Consider the following 19146-nt stretch of genomic DNA (forward strand, 5'->3'; position numbering starts at 1 on the left):
ACCGGCGCAGGTCACGCGACCCACTCCTCGCGGCGGCACGATCGTGACGGCGAGCCTCCCTCGGCCGCGAAGCCGAGCTTGCCTCGCAGGGCAAGGTTCCGTTTCAGTCGTATTTTCTGGCGCGTCACGCGTCACGCGGCGCATCCGATTACCCTTTTTGTGCCGATTGGCTCGCTATGTTAACGCCAGGTAGGTGCCATCAACGACACACCCGCAATCCAATCTCGAATATGTGTGCGAGTTTCAGTAATGGTCCGTCGACCGTGTTGTCAGTGGGGGCGCCTAAGCTCGTGTCAGTTGTTAAACGAGCAGGTGGGGGGCGAGCAGAAGAATGTCTTCGGGCTTCGCGGTTGGGCACCTCGTCGAGTTCCAGGGGGCCCCTGGAATCGGACGAGTCGGCGCGATCACAGACGGCTCGCTGCGCGTGGACTTCTTCGAGTCCACGGCCGAGCCCAAGATCGAATCCCAGACCATCCCCGCTGTCGCATGCGCGCGCGTGCGGTTGAAACCTCAAACACGCGTGTTTCGCCACAACCCCAGCACCGACGAGTGGATGCCCGGTCGCGTCCTGGACGCGACCTCTGAGGGCTACTTCGTCCGGTTCCCTAACGCCGGCTACGACATGCCGGTCCGAGAATCCGAACTCCGTGTGCGCTGGAACAAGCCCGTACGTGACCCTCTTGAGGTTCTCGTGTCCGGGGGCAACGAGTCCGGGCACCTCTACAACGCGCGCATTCCTATGCTGCATAGCCTGGTCGCTCAACGCGCGGCGAGCGCGAGTACACCGGTGTTCCTGGCCGCTGCCGCCGAAATCTACCCACATCAGGTCCGCGCCGCGCTGACCGTGCTCTCGGACCCCGTCCAGCGGTACCTACTCGCTGATGAGGTCGGGCTAGGCAAGACCATCGAGGCTTCATACGTGGCCCTGCAGACCTTGATCGATAACCCGCAGGCATGTGTGACGTTCCTCGTTCCCGAGTCTCTGCGCCGGCAGTGGGTGGCCGAACTGCGCACGAAGTTCTTTACCGATGACTTCCCGAGCCGCGTAAAGGTCATCTCCCACGACTCTCCCGAGGTGTGGGAGCAGCACCTCGGACGTGATCTTCTTGTGGTCGACGAAGCCCACCAGTTGGTCCAAGACCGTGATGACACTGACCCCACCTACTGCGCACTGCGCGATCTCGCGCACTCTGCGTCGAAGCTCTTGCTCCTGTCCGCGACGCCGGTCACCTCCCGTCACACCACACATCTGGGGCTCCTGCATCTACTTGATCCCGACGTATACAAGTGGAGCGAGCGGGAAGCGTTCGAGCAGCGGTACAACGACCGGGCCGAGTTGGCCAACCACGTCCTCGGCTTGAACGCAGACTTCTATCCGCTGCTGCCGTCCACGATCGGCATCATCGAGACGCTGCTGCCCCCAGAAGACGCCCGCTTCAAGCAGTTGGCGGCCCAAGTGCTCGCCCTCTTCGGCGAGGAGGAGAACCTCCTCGACGAGTCGGAGGCGGGGTTGCGGGATCTCACAGCGCGCGTCGCTACTCTTCGGGCACACATTAGCGAGACGTACCGACTGCACCGGCGCGTGATCAGGAACCGCCGGTTGAACGTAACCCGCAAAGACAAGGACTCAGCAGCCGTCCCCTACGAGGTGCGCGGTCGCGCGGAGCCGACAAAGCTGACGGCCAAGTCCCACTCCCCGGCCGCGGACAGCCTCTTGGAATGGCAGACCCGACTGTGGGGACATCTCCTTGATGAAGAGCTTGAGGGTAAACGCGCCGACTACGCCCTGGCCCTGGCCGTGCTCGCGTCCCGTCTCGGTGGCCCGTCCGCCGACCATCTCGACGCCCTTCGCTGGCGGGTCCGCGGTGACGAAGCCGCCGCTCAGCGTGCCGGCCTGAGTGCCCGCGAGCGGTACCACCTCTCTAACGTGCCAGTGGCACCCCACGAAGCAGAGAATCTGGACAGCCTCGAATCAGAGCTCACAGACGAGGCCCGCACGTCTGAAGTCGACGACCTCATCAACGATCTTCTCCCTGCCCTGCGCAAGGGAGGACACATCATCGTCTTCTGCGGACCAGGCTCACTCGCTTCGACGCTCACCGCGCGTCTGCGCGCACGGTTCAACAAGGTCGGCTTCTTTGAGCACACCCGCAGCGCGGGCCCCGACGCATCAGAGTCGGCCACTACTGCATGGCGGCAACCCAGCAAGAACGCTGCCGTTCTCATTGCGGATGACTCTGCCGAGGACGGGCTGAATCTCCAGACCGCCCAGACCGTAATCCATGTGCGGTTGCCGTGGTCGCCCAACCAACTCGAGCAGCGTCTCGGCCGCACCGACCGCTACGTCGAGTCCCACCGGCAACGCCAGGCACCACTCCAGTTCGTGCTCACGGATGCTGAAGCGCACACCGAGGCGTGGCTTTCGCTACTCACCGATGGATACCGCATCTTCGGCGGTTCGGTGGCCACACTCCAGGACGCCATCGCGGAGGGTCTCCCTGACGTCTGGGCAGAGGCACTCGAGCACGGGCCAGAAGGCCTGCCCGGCTATTCCGAGACTGTGCAGGAGACGCTCGCCAAGGCCCTCCACGAGATCAACACCATGGACACCCTTGAGGCGATCTTCAGCACGTCCCCTCACGACATCGACTTCGCCGAGCGGCTGGCAACGTTCGAAGCCGGCTGGGACACCACCCGCAAAGCCATGCTGGGATACACCGGCGAAGAGAGTTCTGACGGGATCAAACTCCGCCACACCACCCGGAAGATCAAGGACTGCATGTGCGAGGTCTTCGACCTCAAATCGCGCACCCTCATCTCCCCCCACCTCTACGACCGACGGAACCTCACCGAGGACGCGGCCAAGGGCACGTTCAGTAGGTCCGAGGCGCTCAAAGCCCCCGGAACACGCCTGTTCCGTATCGGGAGTCCGCTCGTCGACATGCTCGCCAACGTTGTGTGGTGCGACGACCGCGGCCAAGCAACGGCCTTCTGGCGTGCAGACCCCAGCCACCGTGGCGAGCCGGAGCCCCACTTCGGCTTCGACTTCCTCGTCGAAGCCGACATCTCCTCGGCACTCGAACTGGCACTGCCTCTCGTCCGGAGGCCCCGCGACGCTGAAGCAGCATTGAGGCGCCAAGCTGAACAGCTCCTCCCGCCCTTCACGCTGAAGGTGTGGGTGCCGGCAGGAGCAGCCGAGGCCCTGACCGACAAGAACACCCAGAAGTGGCTGGATGCTCCATACAGGACCACCGACCACAACTACAACTCTGGCAACATCCAGGAGTTGCTGGACCTGTTCGACGGCCAGCCCGGGTACGAAGCCTCCGCACGTGCCGCTGAGAAGGTCGCCCGAGCTGAACTCAGGCGGGTGACCAACTTGGCCGAACGGTCCGACCTGGCCCAGCAACTGGGGCAGGAGCGCCTCGCCGTCGCGAAAGCGCAGGCGGAAGCCCGACAAGCAGCTGGCCGCCTCCTGGGAGGCGAAGAGAGCTATCTGCTTGATGTCGCCATCACTGATGCGCTCGTGCAGGCACTGAGCGAACCGACGGTCCGGCTCGTTTCTGCGACCTGCTTGGTGAAGACGGGGCTCAGGAGGGTCCGTCGTGGCAACTGACAACTGGACCGGCGCCAAGACGCTCTTCGACCACCTGTCCAAGCACCGAGACCTCCAGCAACTCCCCGAACTCACGGAAGCAAAGGGGACGTTGCGCAGGCTCCGCGATGCTCTGGCCAATACGTCCAGCGGGTGGAGGGACATTGCCTCGTTGACTCGACAGATTTTGCTCGAAGCTCAAGCACGTGAGAACACAACTGGATTCACGGTCCCGCTACTTCCGCGGCTGCCTAGTCGCGAGCAGTGGGAAGAAATGCGCTGCCAAACCGCGATTCGCGATGGTGGCGCCAACTTGTGGGTGAGCGCGCTGCCGTGGCATCCACCCGTGCCAGATGACGTCTCCCGCCTGGCGGCTCAAGAGGATCTTCGCCAGATCCATCTCGGCGAGGACTCACCGCACCGTCGCAAGCTGGAGTCGTATCCTGCTGACCCGTTCTTCACGACCGCCCTCGGTGACGATCACAGTCACTATGTGTCGAGCGGCCAGCGGCAGGCAGCCAGAGCTATCGCGCTTGCCGAACCGGGGAGCACCACGATCATCTGTCTCCCCACGGGACATGGAAAGACCGCCGTTGCGATGGCTCCCGTGCTCCTGGCGAGCATGAGCAGCGGCGTATCGGTGGTTGTGGTACCTACGAGCGTTCTCGCAGCAGACCTGGAACGGCGCGCCTTCAAGATCCTTGAGCGGTACGGACATCACAGCCCCACGCGCCGGTACGCCTACACCAGCGGGCTGTCGGACGAAGACCGGCAACAGATGCGGGACGACATCGCGGCCGGCCGTCAGCGGCTGGTATTCACATCGCCTGAGGCTCTAGTGAAGAGCTTGAAGCAGCCTTTGGAGGACGCGGCTGAGGCCGGCTTGCTCAACTACTTCGTGATCGACGAAGCACACCTGGTCGAGCAGTGGGGCAACAGCTTCCGCACTGCGTTCCAGACGATGTCGAGCTACCGCCGTATTTGGCTCAGCAAGGCCCCAGAGGGTCGGCAACCAGTGACTGTTGCGATGAGCGCGACACTCACTGGACAACAGGTCGAGACGCTCGACGCACTGTTCGCTTCGCCGCAACGGGCGAGGATCGTCTGGGCATCCCAACTCCGTCACGAGCCGAGCTACTACATCGATAGCTTCCGGAGCGAGGCCGACCGTGAGGCCGCCGTCCTCAATGCCGTCTCGTACTTGCCGAAACCGATGATTCTCTACACCACCAAGGTCGTAGATGCGCAGGAGTGGGCGGTTCGGCTTCGCGACCACGGTCTTCGACGCGTGGCCAGCGTTACTGGTGACTCCACCGACCCAGAACGTCGGGATGCATTGGAAGGATGGACCGGTAGGACCGCTGAAAGCGAGGTGGAGTCGCGGTACGACGTCGTGGTTGGCACCTCTGCCTTCGGCCTGGGCGTGGATCTCGACGACGTCAAGTCGATTGTGCACGCCTGCCTGCCGGAAACCGTGGACCGCTACTACCAAGAGATCGGCCGATCTGGGCGTGACGGAAGCCCATCCATCGCGTACCTGGCCACCACACGCAATGACGAAACCATCGCCAACAAGATGAGCGACGAGGTGGTCATCGGTGCCCTGCGCGCGTGGCAGCGGTGGGAGGCAATGTTCCACAGCCGGACTCCTGTCCAGGACCGTCACCGAGTGAGTTTGGATTCCTACCCCCCTGACATGAACGAGGGATTCCAACGGAACCGGCAGTGGAACATTCGGATCCTGAACCTCATGATGCGATCGGGAATCGTGGCGGTCCATCCACCGCAGGCGCCCGAAAAGGCTGAGGGCGAGTCAGACGTCTTTTGGAAAGCACGACTAGATCAGTTCTATGCCACGGCTGATGGCTACGCAGATGTGGAACTCCTCGACTCCGACGCTAGGAACCCTGAGAACTTTCATGACCGCTTTGAAGGCGAGCGTAAAAAACTGCTGCACAGTCGAGCTTCCGCACTCCGTGAACTGAAAGCCACTCTGCGGAGTGATCAGTGCATCGGCGACGTACTGGGCGCGTACTACCGCATCCCAGACGGCGGTGGCTATCGCCGCACCGGTATCACCTGCCGCGGCTGTCCTCACTGCAGGGCCACAGCCAAGCTGCTTCCGGCAGGCTTCTACCGACTTGCCGGAGAACCGAACCCCCTACTCTCGGCGCCCGAGAGTCACGGGCGTCTGCCCTTGACCCCGTACTTTGGGGACCGTCATTGCCTGAGCCTGTGGTGGGAAAACTCCGACGACCAGGCCTTGGCGGCGCGGCTCGTGGAAAGCCTTGTCCGCCGCAGGATCTGCGTGGTCGGAGGGCCGGGCCTGGACGGCCGTCTCCGAAGCCAACTAAGGGCAACAGCACGCACCCGCACCGTGATCACCGACGATGACGGAGTCCTCCTGTCGGACTGGGCTGGCCCTGTTATCTGGATGGCGGACCCGAACACAGACTCTCCAGGGCCTCAGATCGCTAGACGCTTCACCTGGGATGCACCGACCTACCTGATCCACCCCCGGGCTATGCATCACCCAGAACGCCGAGGTACACCACTCGTCGATGTCCACCCGGCGAACTTGTCGATCCGCCGGGCCTTGGAGGAACTCTGATGACTCTCCTGAACGTAGACGCAGCCATCCCCTCCCAGACGTGGGCGGTCGTGCGCCTTCTTACCTATTTGGGGAAGAGCATTGCCTTGGACGAGGCGCGGGCGCTAATCAGTCCTCCGTCCCTGCGTTCAGAGGACACTTCGACCAGGCCTCCCTTCGACTGCGCAATCAGTTCCCTCCAGGTCTTGGAGTTGGCGCAGGTCGATACCGACCAGCAAGAACTCTCACTGGTCGGCGCGACCAAAGATCTCACCAGCAGCGATGATCTGGAGACGTACACCTGCATCCTGCGTCGCGCAGTTCTCAAAGCGGACTACAACAAGGACCTGGGCGCCGACAACGACCCGACGGGGCCCCGGGACCTGACCCGTGCGCTGGCCTGGTTCCTCATGCACGACCCAATGGAACAACCGATTGATTGGGTCGCCGCACAGCGACTCCTGGATCAGAAGGATGGTAAGGACCGCAGACTGCTGAAGGGCGAGGTCCTTCCACTGTTCGCCAACGACACTCGGTGGCTCCGGTTCGGGTATTGGGCGACTGCCCTTGGCCTCGCTGCTGCACCTGTCTTCCGCACTGACGGCCGCGGGCCGCTAGTCCCAGACTGCACTCATGCTGTCAAGCAATCCGTGCTCGAAGTGTGGCAGGCCGGCCAACGCGTCAATGCCGTTGAGGCATTGCAGGTTCTGCGAGAGCACCTACCTGTGCTGCCTGGCGGCGCTCACTCGCTCGCGGTAGGGATCCCCAGTCCTGGTGGCAGTGCGGCCGGCACCGCACTCTCGTTTGCTCTGCTGCGTGGCCACGACGAGAAGTGGCTTCGCCTGGAGCATGACGACGACGCCCGAAAGATCCTTATGCTGCACGATCCTGAACGACCCGGCAGTCCACGCCCCATTAGCGACATCACCATCCTGGAGCCCACCGATGGCTGACTTCCGCGGAAATCTCTGCTGGGAACCAGCAGTGGCAGCCTCCACCATCAACACTGAGGCAATCAGCCCTTCGAGGGCAGTCTTCCTGGCCACTCACGCGCCGCTACGGATCAAGCGCGCCCGGATCATGGACGGGAAAGAACTCGCGATCGAGGGCGACCCGATCGGTGAGAGGTCGGTACTCAACGAGTTCATGGCGCTCCAGGCCGACAGCGGTGCGTTGCTCATGCCGATCGTCGGTGAGTCTGGCTCTGGTAAGTCACACCTTGTCCGGTGGGTGCGCGAAGAGTTGGCCCTGGTGGAGGAGGGGGCGGACCAGCGAGAGGTCATCTACCTCGAGAAGTCCAAGACCAGTCTCAAGGCTGTTGTCAGCACGCTCATCGCAAAGGCAGACAGCAACGAGTTGGCTCAACTCAAAGATGACATCAACAGATTCACTGAGGACATCGACGAGGAGTCCCTGGCAAGACGCATCCTCAATGAACTGAGCGAGGCGCTTGAAGCCACCTCTCCCAGCTCAGAGTCACGCCCCTTGGCCCGAATGCTCGTCGGCCCAGGAAAGTTGGCAGCGATACTCCTCGATCCCCACGTCCGTGCGGAACTGCTCGCACCGGGCAAGTTCGTGCCCGAACTGGCCCACCAGTTGATTCACAATCGGCGGGATGGTCAAGCGGACCGCCCCGAGGGCTTCAGCGTCAGCGACCTTCCGCTCGACATTCGAGACATCCAATCCGCTTCGGGCATGGCGCAACGCCTGCTCGGCACCATGAGCACACGCGGCGACCTTCAAAGCATTGCTGTCGATCTTCTCAACAGGCACCTCGAACCCGCTATCAAGAGCGCCGCGAACCTTGGGGCAGGTCGGCTCCTCGATGCGATGACGCAGGTTCGAGAGGAGTATCACCGGCAGGGCAAGGAAATTGTCCTGCTCATCGAGGACTTCGCTCTCATCCAGGGAGTCCAGCGGGACCTCCTAGATGCCGTTGTAGAGGCGGCGCACCGTGAGGGCAAGACGACTCTCGCTCCAATCCGCACCCTCATGGCCGTGACGACCGGCTACTTCCAATCCTTGGATGAGACAGCCCTGACCCGTATCCAGGCTGGGACAGGCTACGTCTACCACCTGGATGTTCCCTTCAGCCCGGAGGAGACGGGACGCACAGAGATTGCGTCGTTCGTCGGCCGCTACCTGAACGCTGGGCGTTTGGGCCGCGAAGAACTTGAGCGTCCAAACAATGGCGAGACCCCCAACAAATGCCTGACCTGCTCGTTCCGGACGGAGTGCCACGAGGCATTCGGCGTAACCGCTGAAGGGCATGGCTTGTATCCGTTCAACGAGTCATCTCTCGTGAGGGCCGTACACTCGACTGCAGACCAGGCCAAGCCTTGGTCCTTCAACCCCCGTGTCGTGCTGGGCAGTGTCGTGCGACCGGTCTTGGTTGAGCATGCCACTGCCATTCAGCAGGGCGAGTTCCCCGACCCCATGTTCCGGCAGCGGTTCCGGCCGACGAAGCTCGACAAGCCAGTTAGCCGTGACGTGCTCGGCTTCGTAGCCGAGCACGACCCTGCCTCTGCGGAGCGGCGAAACCTCGTGCTCGAGTTCTGGGGAGACGCCCCTGAGCACGCCAACAACCTCCACCCCACCATCCTGGATGCCTTCTCTCTGGAGCCGCTGAGCAGTGAGGAAGGGCAAAGCCCTCCGTCTGTTTCTGCCGCCGGCTCAGGGCAGGCCGATGGCGGGGTGTCGAGGCCTGATACGGGCACTAGTGGCAGACGCGACGAGCTACCCAGGGAGCTTCAGCGAATGCTGGAGACAGTGGATGACTGGGTGACCCTCGAAGGTGGCTTGGATACCGCCACCGCAAACCGGATCCGTGTAGTCGTCTCCACCGCAGTAGTGCAGCGGTACCAATGGAACTCACCTCTGATGCGGGAAGTGGGCAGTACCGAACTACGGAAGGCGGCCTGGCCAACAAAGGCGACCGTCGTTTCCATCGAGGGCGCAAAGGAGAACTTGGCCGGCGTCGAGGATGCCCCCATCACTTTCTCCCGTCGCCCGAAGGACAGTTGGTTCTTCGACAGCTTGCTGAAGGCTGATCGGGAGCTCCCGGCGCGAGCCGAGGACATCCGGCGGCTGGCGTTCCTGGCAGAGAAGCACGGCCGAGATCTCACTGCGCGGCTGCAGCGGCACATGGAGGTTACCGACGATCACCTCGTTGCGGGTTTCCGCGCATCGCTGCTTGGTGCGGCGATGGCTGGCAAGGCCTGGCCCGGAATGGCTCACTCTCAGCTCATTTCCGCGGCGCTCGATGAGGGGCAAGAGTGGCGTCGCGAGGATGGTGGAATCCGTGCACCGAAGTGGATGGACATGCTCCAGGGGCACCTCAAAGCGCGCCCCGAACTCGTGAAGCAACTCCGATATGCCGTCGGCATCGCCCAAGGCATCGGTGCGGTGAACATGGTTGACGCCGCACGCGTTCTTCCTCTAATCGACAGGGCCGCGTCCGTGTGGAACTGGGATGCCGAGACCCTGGACATCCCGAAATGGGTGAAGCCAGCCGTGACTGGGTTCGCGTCCTGGACAACCATCCTCGAGGACCAACTCACCCACCACGCAGAGCTACTCAACTCGATCCGAAGCCGTCAGCCACGTGGCACCACTGGAGTCCAGACCATGGCTGCAATCCGCGACGTTCTCGGTGCCGCACGAGAAGTGGGACTACCACTGACCGCTGAACAGACACGACAATTCAACACTCTCCTTCTGGGCGCCCAGAACGCGGACTGGAAGGCCATCTCTGCACTCGAAGATGACCTGGCCAAGGCAAGCGACGACAGCCGCGACGCTTCAACTCGCCAGCATGCCCGTGTGGTTGCGGCGGTCAAGGACCGCGGCGACTCGCTCAAACTGATTCAACAACTACTTGTTGCCAGCAACGACTGGCTTGACGCTGCTCTGGCCAGTGCCGAGTCACGCTCTAGTGGCTCCGCAGGTGACAGTGCTGCGGAAGACGTGGGGCAAATCTGTGTGGAGTGGCAGGCGCTCACCGCTGTCCCGTCCGCCGAAGACGGCGGGGAGGACTGGTGACCAATTTGTCTGTGTACGACAAGGCCGTGCAGCTGCAAAACCGTGCCCGCCAGATCGCTGCAGGTGCTGTCGGGGAGAAGGAGGCCGCTCGGGTTCTGAGCCGTTCGAAGGAACTTCGCGCGGCACTGGCCGAGCTCAGAACCCAAGTGGAGTTGAGCCATACGCTTGCGGTGTTGGGGGCGGCGCACAAGCCGGATCTGTCCGGCATCGACACCGCGCGCACCGCGTTCGAGCGGAAGGCCCTGAACGGGCTCCCCAGTGACACGGTTTTCAACACGGCCAGGAAGAAGGTCCTGGATCTCTCGGGAAAACTGAAGGGTGACAACAGCACGGCATGGGTCACCTGGGCTACAGCACAGGTCGCCAACCTTCCCCTGGCCCGGATCCCCATGCTCTCGCGCGACGAGCGCGAGGCCGCGCGCAGCCGGGAGAAGGAACTCCGACAGGCGGTGGCAACCAAGAACCTGTCCAAGTCGGACGTCACTCTCTTCACCAGCACGTACGGCCTCCTCGCGGAGTCCCTCCAGGACAAGAGTGATCCCCCCAGCGAACTGTTGGAACTTCTGAAGTTGCTGGAGAAGCGCCCCAGCCCCACGCTCCGCGACATCACAGATGCCGACATTGCACTGCTGCGCCAGTTCGAGATGGACATCCACATCACCCTGCAGAGGACCGGAGCGTGACAGAGCAACTCAACGTTCGCTTTGCGAACGAACTCCTGAATCACCTGGAAAACCGCGAACTGCCGCTGCTGTCCTGGGGCGTCACGGAGACTGCGCTTTCCCAAGCCGAGGTGATAGAGACCATCGACAGTCTCTTGCACAGTCACGAGGATGCCCCGGCCGGCATGTCCGCTGATTCTGTGCTGGAGGAGTTCCTGCTCCGTGCCTTGCTGTTCGAGGTGCCGGTGCCGGTGACGTCGCCGCCGCGGTATCGCACCCGGCTGGCGGAGTCACTCAGGCTCACGACTGGTCTTCGGCAGCTCTTTGCCCGAGGTGGGTGGGCGCAGGAGGAACGTCCTGGTTGGTGGCAGCATCAGCGGCGCCTCGTCGCTGACTATCGGCTGCACGTCGCGCCGCGGCGCTACCCGCGCCGAAACATCCCGGCATCCGAAGCACTCCGCGTCCTCGCACAGCTTCCGCGATGGGGTGAGGTACAAGAACACGTAGCAACAGCCCAATTGCAGGGCCGTGAACTGGCACGCTTCCAGTTGGATGCCACCCGTTCCGTATTCGCCTCGCTCAACTCTGAGCGGTCCAAGGGGATCATCGTCGGAGCTGGTACGGGTAGCGGTAAGACGCTCTCGTTCTACCTGCCGGCCTTCGCAGCAATGGCGGAACACGCGCGCCCTGGGGTGGCAAAGCGCGTTCACACACTGGCGCTCTATCCGCGCAAGGAGCTCCTGCGCGACCAACTGCGAGAGTCGATCCGGTCTGTTGACGACATCGCGCAGGCGTTGCACGAGAGCAGGCGACGTCCTATCCGTGTCGGTGCGCTCTACGGTGATACCCCATGGAATGCTCGGGACCAGAGGCTGGAACCGAACTCACGTCACACCACTGCCTGGAAGCGCACTCCCCGGGGCGTCGTGTGCCCGTTTCTGCCATGCCCCATCCCTGACTGCGGCACTGGGGAGCTCCAGTGGACAGACGAGGACCGCCAGCGTGGCCGTGAGCAACTGAACTGCACTAAGTGCGGCTACGTCCTGAATGACGGGCGTCTCGCTCTCACCCGGGAATCCCTCAAGAAGAACCCTCCCGATTTGCTGTTCACCACAACGGAGATGCTGAACCTCTGTAGCGGGGACAGCTATCTGGAGTGGTTGCTCGGCTGGCGCGGCAGCGACTCTGCTCCCTCCCTCGTGCTCCTCGATGAGGTCCACACCTACAGCGGGCTTCACGGCGCGCAGGTGGCACTCCTGTTGCGCCGCTGGCGTGAGGCAGCCCGCCGTCCCATGACATTCGTCGGTCTCTCCGCGACTCTTCGTGACGCGGACAAGTTCTTCGCTCAACTCGTCGGTCTTCGTCCGGTCGATGTCGACCCGATTGAACCGGCCGACGAGGACATGACGTTCGAGGGGCGTGAGTACGCCGTGGCACTCCGCGGCGACCCCGTGTCGGGAACAAGCTTGCTGTCTACGTCGATCCAAACGGCCATGCTCCATGGCCGCTTGCTCGACCTGGACAAGAGGCAATATCTGTACGGCTCTACGGGCTTCCTGTTCACGGACGATCTGGACGTCACCAACCGCTTCTACAACGATCTCCGCGATGCGGAAGGCGGGCAGAATCGCTCCGGCCGCCGTAACGGCCGCAAGCCCGTGCTTGCCGGCCTGCGCTCCTCTGAACGTGACGAGCATGCTGCCCGCTACCTGGACGGTCAGTCGTGGGACATTGCCGAGAAGATCGGGCATGACCTCGACCCCACCCTGCAACTGCACCACCTGCATGTTGGCCGTACGTCCTCTCAGGACGTCGGGGTCGACCACGACGCGAACCTGACCGTAGCGACGGCCTCCCTCGAAGTCGGCTTCAACGACCCACGAGTGGGCCTGGTGCTCCAGCACAAAGCGCCACGTGACGCAGCAGCGTTCATCCAGCGCCGAGGGCGCGCTGGCCGAGAGCGCGGCACAAGGCCAATGACCGTGGTTACCCTCTCGGACTACGGACGGGACCGACTCGCATACCAGGCGTACGAGACCCTGTTCGCGCCTCAGGTGCCTGCACGAAGCCTGCCGATCGGCAACCGCTTCGTACTCAAGATCCAAGCCACCCAGGCCCTGTTGGACTGGGCAAGCCGCAAGCTCCGTTCCAAGAAACTGTGGGCCAACCCCCGAAAGATCCTCAAGGCCCCTCCCGGCCATGTCGTGCGCAACGAGGACCGGCCCGGCCACGACATGCTGGCATCCCTGCTGCAGGCGATCCTCGACAAGCCTGATCTCCAGGACGAGCTTGCCCAGCACCTGGGGAGAGCTCTGCAGGTCAGCGCAGACGAGGTACAGGCGCTGCTGTGGGAACAGCCCCGATCACTCCTGCTGTCTGTCGTTCCCACGGCGCTGCGGCGCCTTCGCAGCGACTGGTCATTCCAGCGCATCGATCCGGGCGCGAAGGAAGGTACTCTGCTCCCCGAGTTCATCACGCGCTCACTCTTCGATCCGCTGAATCTGCCGGAGGTCGAACTGCTCCTGCCGTTCAATACGAACGACACGTTGGAGCAACTGCCGATCGCCAGGGCGCTACGCGAGGCCGTACCAGGGCGCGTCAGCCGACGATTCGGGCACCGCCGTGATGAGCACCGCACATGGCTCCCAGTTCCACCCGCCGGCAGCAGCACTCTGCCGCTCCCCCAGATCGTGCAGCACGCTGATCCCGAGGGAACCTGGCATCCCGATGGGCATGGACCGGAGGGACTTCAGGTCTTCCGGCCCACACAGTTGAAACTGGAGCAGCCAGGCCAGGAAATCTCCGACCGATCGCAGGGCCTCCCCATTTGGGGTACTCAAATCGTTGTGTCCGAGGAGGCCCCTCCGGCCCCAGCGGACATTCCTAACCCGTCTCTCTGGTACGAGCGCGTGCAGGCCGTCCGCTTCGCCACACACGCTGCCGGCAATCCCATCGAGATGCGGCGCATGACCATCGGCGCCGATTGCCAGGTGGCGCTCGAACGCGGAGAAGTCGAGACACGCAAGGTCTACTACGAACTACACGGCAAGCCAGCTGCGCTCGGCTTCCGGCTGGGTGTCGACGCTGCACAGATCCTGCTCAGGCCCCTGAACACCTCGGAAGCTGTGGTCAGGGAGTACCTGTCGTCTCCGCAGTGGCGGTCACTCGCGTTCTCGTACACCTTCGCCGAGGATCCTGCTCTCGAGGACGTCGCGAACAAGTTCCAGCGTGCGTGGCTCAGCCAGGTCTACCTCACCGCCTTCGCGCTCGAAGGCCTCAAAGGGTCTCGTACTCCCGGGGAGATCCGAGCAGCACTCGCTAACGGAGCGTGGACTGGGGAACTGCCTCGCATCCTGAGCGTCCTCTACCGCGACAACAGCGACCCCGACCACGCTGTCGAGAATGCGCGACTGGTTCAAGGGCTCACCGACTTGCTGCGCGACGCACGAGTTCTCGCCGCCGTTGACCGTGCGGCCGAACACCTCGTCGACCCGGATATTGCTGCCCGGACTGAGGACCTGGCTCAGCGCGCCTATCGCGACACGGTGGCCGCGGCGATCCTCGCCGCCGCGCAGCGAGCCTGCCCCGACTCACAGGACGGGGACTTGATCGTCGATGTGGCGCCTGGTGCCACCAGCAGCGACCCTTCTGTCGTGTGGCTCAGTGAAACCTCTGTAGGGGGACTGGGTGTTGTAGAAAGCCTGGTGCGCTTCTACGGGGAGGACCCTCGCCGCTTCTGGGCGCTTGTCACCAGTGCGCTGGCCCCAAGCGACTACGAGTATGTAGATGCCACGCTCACCCGGTTGCTCCGTCACCTGTCCGACGAGCCGGGAGGAGATGCCGCAGAAGCCATGCGCGCACTGCGAGGAGCCGAGAATGCCGAAGCGGCCCAGGAGGCCCTGAACACTCTCCTATCCGCGTGGGAACAGTTGGACGGCCGTCCGCGTGTCACTGCGGTCTCAGCGTTGTCGGCCCGCCTCCTTCGGCCAGGGTCCGGACCCGATACTGACGCGCAGGCTCTCGCCATGGTGGACGCGTGGGCGGAACTGGAGCAGAGGCTCGGTGTTGAGGTCGACGCAAACGTCATTGCCTTCGCGGTCGGCGACAAGCAACTGAACGTCGGCGGGAACAAGCGGCTGACAGCCGACCAGGCCTTCAGCATGCTTTGGCCTCGCGGACGGCAGGCTCGTACGCAGGAACTCCAGCACTACCAGCCCTATGCCGACACGCCAGTGTTGGATCGCCTCCTCGTGCGCGAGGCTCACAACGACCGTCTGCCCGAGGTGGACGTCACTGCGAGCGACTGGGTCTTTGCCTATCAGAAGGCCATGACCGATAGCGGTGCCGCAGAGCTCGTCTGTCCAGCAGGCGAGTCGCAGGCCCTGGCGGAGGCCCTGGTCCGTGTGCCGGCGCTGCCGGTGGACCGGGATGTCCTGCGGGTCTACGGGGAGGTCCGTGGCTACGCCAGGCATCGAGATGAGCTCCGTGTGCGGGTGGAGTTGCGGGAGGCAACCCAGTGAAGGATCTGACCAGGACCGTGCGCACAGGTGCACGTACAGGGCTGCGCATCGACTCGATGCTGTCCGCGGCGCTGATGGCAGAGATGCTCAGCCCGAGCCACGACTTGTGGTTGGTCTCGCCGTGGATCACGGATGTGCAGGTCATCGACAACAGCCACGGCACCTACGACGCCTTCTTTGGCGACGTTCCGCCCAGCAGTTGGCGGCTTTCAGACGCCCTTCTACGCATCGCTGGAGCCGGGGCCCACATCCACGTAGTCACGCGCCCGGACCCTCACAACGATGCGTTCCTGCGTCGGATCGAGGCCGCAGAACTGGACCGAGTGCGTGTCCAGCGCGACCCCGACGTCCACGAGAAGACGCTGTGCGGGCAGGAATGGATTCTCACCGGGTCGATGAACTACACGGTGCGCGGTATGGCGAAGAACGATGAGTTGGTCACCTACAAGGTGGGCGGGCCAGATGCCGGTCAGGCGCGGCTGGACCTGGCTCAGCGGTGGAGGAGTGGCTCGTGACGCAGACCCAGAATCACCAGCGAGAGGCCCTCGAAGGGTTCTTGCACCGATTCTTCGGCCCAGGAAACGGTGTCTGGCCGAACCTCGATCCGGACTTCCGCTACAAGGACCGCACGCTGCCGTTCGTCGAAGCCATTCGACGCGGCGACGACGCGCCCGTAGTCCTTCCGCGCGTCTATACGGACCGCGATCGTTTCGTCGTGTACGTCATTGCCCGGGAACCTGGCGAGCGTGCCAAAACAGCCGAGTTGATCCGCGCATTCGCTGGCCCGACGTACATCGCGTATGACGAGCAGGTTGGGATCCAGCCCGCCTGGCTGGACCCTGATGATCCCATCGAGCAGGCCATCCGCGATTTCGCTGGCGATCGGACCACTTTCCGTCTGGAGACGGGACGCACGCTTGAGCACCGCCTGAACCTGGCCGGGGCCCTGGAGTTGATGCAGAGGACCGAGGCTCGGCGTCCTCCCAGGATGTGGCGCGTGGCCAAACCGATCGGCCGGCTCCTCGCCGAGTTCGACGCGTCGCTCTCCGCGGGCGCTGAGGCCGCCTCGAACGTGATCCTTGAGCATCTAGCGGCGGCTGGTGGTGTCACCGCAGCCAACCTCGCAAACCTGAGGATCAAGCGGCTTGACCGGCTCGGCCGCAGTGAGGAGATTCTCCAACTCCCTGAACTGCCTGATGCCGTCCGGCAGGACCCTCCCCTCCCGGTCAAGGAAGCAATCTTGACCGCCGTGTACGCGGCGTTGGAGGAACCTCTAGCAGAGGGCGACCTCTCATCGGCACGGGCGAAGCTCCAAGAACGGGGCCGCGTCGTCCCTGCCCTGCTGGATACCGATGCGGGCAGGCTCGGCGCACAGGCCGTCGCTGTTCTTCTAATGGCGGCCACCATCCTTGAGGACCTGCCTGCTCTGCGTCGTCTCGTGAAAGCCGTTCGGAGTGCAGATCGCATCGGCGAACTGCCCCCGCTGGTCTGGGAGGACGCTCAACGCGTTCTTGCTGAAGGCGTTGGCGAGGAATCACCTCCCGTCGTGGCAGAGCCCGTGCCGCAAGTTCCTGAAGACGATGGGTCGAAAACGATTCCGCCGATCGACTCCTGGCCGGCCTTCCTCGCTGCCGTAGCCGCGGGCAGCCGTGCAGGCAAGTCAGCAGTTGAACAGCGCAGTTGGACTGCGTGGGCTCCACCCGCAGTCCATGATGCGTCCCTCGCTAAATTCCTGGACGGGCTGGAGGATCAGGCTGCTGAGGAGGCTTGGCGGGCGGTTGGAGCGTTCATTGACGCCGACGGATATGTTGCTCCGGCTGGTCTGACCGCCCATGCGTTCATTCGGAACGCGGTCGCCTTCGACCGGTTCGGCCCCGGCGACCTCGCCGCGCTCCAGGCCCTCACAGAGATCGCACTCCGAAGTGGCCCTTCGGCGCACACCTACGCCGAACTTCTCGACGAGATCGGCGCCTACAGCAGTCGATGGGTCTCACCTGAACGGGCATCAATTGCGCTGGACTTCGTCGACCGGCTGTTCTTGGTCGCCTGCCCAGACGTGGACGCTCGCAGCAAGTTCGCATACAACCTGCTGGAGCCGCTCTGGCGGCACCAAGGGCGCCTCAACGAAGCTGATTTGGCGTTCGCCAAGCGTCTCTCAAGGGAGCTTGGTGTCGATTTCTCTTGGCAGGACCGGGTCGGCTCCGACGACGATGAGCGTGAGCTGTCGCTCTCAGACCTTCCGCCCATGAAAGTGCTGCTGTACTCCCTGGACGACGCTGTGCTCTCGCGCTGCGCCGAGGAGATCCAGCAGCTTGCCCCCGCAGTGGACGCCGCAAAGGCTAGCGATCACGTCGGCAGTGCTCAGCTTCGACAGAAGGCACGCTCCGCTGACTTGGTCGTTATCGCGACGCGCTGCGCGAAGCACGCGGCGACGGGCTTCATTACGCAGCACGCCCGTACCGAGCACATCCGCTACGCGGACGGGAGCGGATCGGCGTCCATGCTGCGAGCAGCAGTGGCCGGTCTCCGAGCAGCCGCAGTCGACCACTAACGCACTGGTGGTCTCCCCGATCAGTTCGGGGAGACCTCCAAAGGGCAAGGCTTCGGCTACTTGCTGACCAGGGTCTGCAGGTGAGTGCTGAGCAGCCGTACGTCTTTGGCCGTGTTCTGGAGGCCGTTCCAGTTGCGTTCCTCGCCATTCGAGAACTTCCACGTGCCGCCGGGAGTCCAGGCGACGTGCTTCTCGAGCCGGCGCAGACTGATGCGAATCTTGTCCCAGTTGACCTTGTCGTAGTGGACGCCTGTGGTGAGCTGATCCATTACATAGCCCATGGCCTGGATGCCCACGCCATGAGTCAGCCTGGAATCCTTGGGAGGCTTGCTCCACGCACCCTCGAAGACGTTCTCGACTGCTGTCCAGAAGCCCAGAAGGTGCGCCAGCATCGCCTCCTCGTCCGCGGAGCCGTCCTCGGCATTCCGGTACTGGAAGAGTGCGCCCTCGTAGATGCTGTGCTCCAGCATGCTCAGAATGCTGTTGTCCTTGATATTGCCGGTAGGCGACGTGGGGCTGCTGATCCTTCCGCAGAAGGGGCCGTCTCCCATGTTCAACATGACCATGATCTTGGCGGCGAGCTGGCGACGCGCGTACGAGCGCGGCAACTTGGCGGTGGTCTCCGGCAGGAGTTCGTACACGAGCCCCTTGGGCAGTGGCTTGGTCGAGTTGACCAAGATGAACTGCGACCGCTGCTCTTCCTGAGACGCAATGAAGCCCACAGCCGCGACGGGGAACTCTGCCAGGTCGGCGTCCCTGATCGCTGCGCTGCGCTGCTGACCGTCCACGAGCCAGGCCGGCTTCTCGTCGTCAGCCAGTGACTCGTCGACCGGGATGATCAACTCGCCGGGGATGGAGTAGCTCACGCTGCCACCGCGAACCGCGGGTTCGAACGTGACGCGATCATCGAAGCCGAGAACCAAGGCGTTGGGGAGCATCGCGCCCTCGGACTCAAGGTAGCGGCGGATCGAGCGGATGTGGCTCAGGACCTCAGGCCGCTGGTACCCCTGCAGCTTCCTCTGACTGTCGCGGCGGATGCGCGAGACGGCTGCAAAGTCTTCCAACTTCTTGCCATCGACAGCGAAGCAGTAGATCTCCTTGTCGCCTTGGAGCACCTTGAGGGCGGGAACCTTCAGAACGTAGCGGTCGGCCACATCATCTCCTGTTTGAGTTACTTTGAGTGCTGT

9 protein-coding genes are annotated in these 19146 nt (G+C 63.4%); 8 read left to right on the forward strand and 1 reads right to left on the reverse strand.

The window, feature by feature from the left end:
• Positions 1-331: 331 nt before the first annotated feature.
• Genes dpdE through dpdD form a run of 8 tightly spaced genes read left to right on the forward strand, consistent with a single transcriptional unit; the run spans position 332 to position 17959 of the window.
• Entirely contained in the window at positions 332-3616 is a 3285-nt protein-coding gene (gene dpdE, locus ACIBAG_RS09375; protein WP_399102758.1) for a protein DpdE, read from the forward strand.
• On the forward strand, positions 3606-6206 hold the full coding sequence (dpdF, locus tag ACIBAG_RS09380; RefSeq protein ID WP_399102760.1) for a protein DpdF: 2601 nt from the start codon (positions 3606-3608) through the stop codon (positions 6204-6206). The genes dpdE and dpdF overlap by 11 nt, the downstream gene beginning before the upstream one ends.
• Positions 6206-7138 (forward strand): protein DpdG, encoded by a 933-nt coding sequence (dpdG, locus tag ACIBAG_RS09385; protein WP_031477129.1) that lies wholly within the window; start codon positions 6206-6208, stop codon positions 7136-7138. The genes dpdF and dpdG overlap by 1 nt, the downstream gene beginning before the upstream one ends.
• Positions 7131-10226 carry a protein DpdH gene (gene dpdH / locus ACIBAG_RS09390; RefSeq protein WP_399102763.1) on the forward strand — a complete coding sequence of 1032 codons (3096 nt, stop codon included), beginning with the start codon at positions 7131-7133 and terminating at the stop codon, positions 10224-10226. The genes dpdG and dpdH overlap by 8 nt, the downstream gene beginning before the upstream one ends.
• Positions 10223-10909 (forward strand): hypothetical protein, encoded by a 687-nt coding sequence (locus ACIBAG_RS09395; protein WP_399102765.1) that lies wholly within the window; start codon positions 10223-10225, stop codon positions 10907-10909. The genes dpdH and ACIBAG_RS09395 overlap by 4 nt, the downstream gene beginning before the upstream one ends.
• On the forward strand, positions 10906-15408 hold the full coding sequence (gene dpdJ, locus ACIBAG_RS09400) for a protein DpdJ (protein WP_399102768.1): 4503 nt from the start codon (positions 10906-10908) through the stop codon (positions 15406-15408). The genes ACIBAG_RS09395 and dpdJ overlap by 4 nt, the downstream gene beginning before the upstream one ends.
• Positions 15405-15923 (forward strand): phospholipase D-like domain-containing protein DpdK, encoded by a 519-nt coding sequence (gene dpdK, locus ACIBAG_RS09405; RefSeq protein ID WP_399102770.1) that lies wholly within the window; start codon positions 15405-15407, stop codon positions 15921-15923. The genes dpdJ and dpdK overlap by 4 nt, the downstream gene beginning before the upstream one ends.
• The gene (gene dpdD / locus ACIBAG_RS09410) at positions 15920-17959 is read left to right on the forward strand and encodes a protein DpdD (protein ID WP_399102772.1); all 2040 of its coding nucleotides are present in this window, start codon (positions 15920-15922) and stop codon (positions 17957-17959) included. Before dpdK ends, dpdD begins: the two co-directional genes overlap by 4 nt.
• 56 nt (positions 17960-18015) lie before the next feature.
• Here the strand turns inward: dpdD and dbpB are convergent, their stop codons facing one another.
• Entirely contained in the window at positions 18016-19113 is a 1098-nt protein-coding gene (gene dbpB / locus ACIBAG_RS09415; RefSeq protein WP_399102774.1) for a DGQHR domain-containing protein DpdB, read from the reverse strand.
• Positions 19114-19146 lie beyond the last annotated feature (33 nt).

Source organism: Streptomyces sp. NPDC051243 (assembly GCF_044455405.1).
In the GTDB taxonomy this organism is placed as follows: Bacteria; Actinomycetota; Actinomycetes; order Streptomycetales; family Streptomycetaceae; genus Streptomyces.